Here is a 1511-nt window from a genome sequence, read left to right on the forward strand (position 1 = left end):
GTAGGACTGGCAGCCCGCCACGTCGCAGCCATAGCCGATCATGTCCATCACCACTGCGCCCCGCACCCCTTGCCGCCGCGCCGCCTCCGCCACAAATGCCTCGCTGCCCTCCAGCCCCGCCTCTTCGCGGTCAAACAGCACCAGTTCCAGGCGGGCGGGCGCGTCCTGCGGGTCGAGCAGCCGAGCCGCTTCCAGCACGGTTGCCACAGCCGTCGCATTGTCGTCGGCTCCGGGAGAATCCTTCACCGTGTCGTAGTGGGCCGCCAGCAGCAGCTTGGGACGATCCGGCGGCGCGTCTGGGCGGGTAGCGATCAGGTTCTCTCCAGCGGTTTCGCCTACGCCGAAGGGCTGACGCGCCACTTGCCAGCCCGCTGCGGTGAGCGATCGCTCGATATATTCTGCTGCCCGCTGGCGATCGCCCGCTTCGTATCGCACAAAGCTGAGCGCCTGCACATCTCTCAAGAGCCGTTCGGGGTTGATGTCAGGCGTAGAAAGGGCTGGCCGCAAAGCGATGGGCTGCGGGCGGGAGTGCGATTCTCCCAGAAATCCCGCTGGCAGCAGCCCCGCTACTAGCCCTACCAGCAGCGCGATCGCCAGCCACAGCCCCACCCAACGCCGTCGAATTCGCATGGTGAACGGTTCAGCGCGTTGCAAAATGAATCCCCGATCATCCTAGCGCCATTGCCGGGTCTTGGGAAATCGCGGCAGTCCTGGGCAAAACCCGCAGAATTCCTGCCCCGATTGCGGGCGATCGCTGCCATGATGGAGCAGAGCGTTTTGCAACTCCGCGCCAGCCTATCATGAGAGACCGCATCGAACAGCTTGTAGAAAATTTGGGACGCACCATCGTCGGCAAGTCGGAGGCGATTCGGCTGGTGCTGGTGGCGCTGTTTTCGGGCGGCCACGCGCTGCTGGAGGACGTGCCGGGGGTGGGCAAAACGCTGCTGGCCAAGTCCCTAGCGCGATCGATCGACGGCCAGTTTCAGCGGCTGCAATGCACGCCCGACCTGCTGCCGTCGGATGTCACCGGGACGAATATCTGGAATCCCCGCAGCGGCGAGTTTGTATTTATGCCGGGGCCCGTGTTTGCCAACGTGGTGCTGGCCGACGAAATCAACCGCGCCACCCCGCGCACCCAGTCTGCCTTGCTAGAAGTGATGGAAGAACAGCAGGTGACGGTGGATGGCGTGTCGCGCCGCGTGCCCACGCCCTTTTTTGTAATCGCCACGCAAAACCCGGTGGAATATCAGGGGACGTTTCCCCTGCCCGAAGCCCAGATGGATCGCTTTGCCCTATCGCTGAGCCTGGGCTATCCGACGGAGCTAGAAGAATTGCAGATGTTGCAGCGGCTCAACGGCGGCAGCGTGCCCACCCAAGAGTTGCGTCCCTGCCTCTCGCTGGACGAGGTGCAAGCCTTGCGGCAGCAGTGCGCGGCGGTGCATGTGGAGCCGCATTTGCAGCAATATATGCTGAGCTTGGTGCGGGCGACGCGGCAAGACGAAGAGATTCTG

Annotated in this window: 3 protein-coding genes; 2 read left to right on the forward strand and 1 reads right to left on the reverse strand. The window is 63.7% G+C overall.

The annotated features are described in order from the left end of the window. Positions 1 to 630: M28 family peptidase (locus IGS51_RS16275; protein ID WP_297079823.1), on the reverse strand; the 630-nt coding region annotated here is incomplete at its 3' end. An 18-nt stretch (positions 631 to 648) separates the two neighbouring features. Here IGS51_RS16275 and IGS51_RS16280 point away from each other — a divergent pair. Together IGS51_RS16280 and IGS51_RS16285 are read left to right on the forward strand one after the other, a co-directional pair. Next, positions 649 to 804 carry a hypothetical protein gene (locus IGS51_RS16280; RefSeq protein ID WP_297079824.1) on the forward strand — a complete coding sequence of 52 codons (156 nt, stop codon included), beginning with the start codon at positions 649 to 651 and terminating at the stop codon, positions 802 to 804. Then, on the forward strand, positions 801 to 1511 hold a 711-nt coding region (locus tag IGS51_RS16285), incomplete at its 3' end, for an AAA family ATPase (RefSeq protein WP_297079825.1). The genes IGS51_RS16280 and IGS51_RS16285, both read left to right, overlap by 4 nt.

The organism is Thermoleptolyngbya sp. M55_K2018_002 (genome assembly GCF_015295965.1).
Lineage (GTDB): Bacteria > Cyanobacteriota > Cyanobacteriia > Elainellales > Elainellaceae > Thermoleptolyngbya > Thermoleptolyngbya sichuanensis.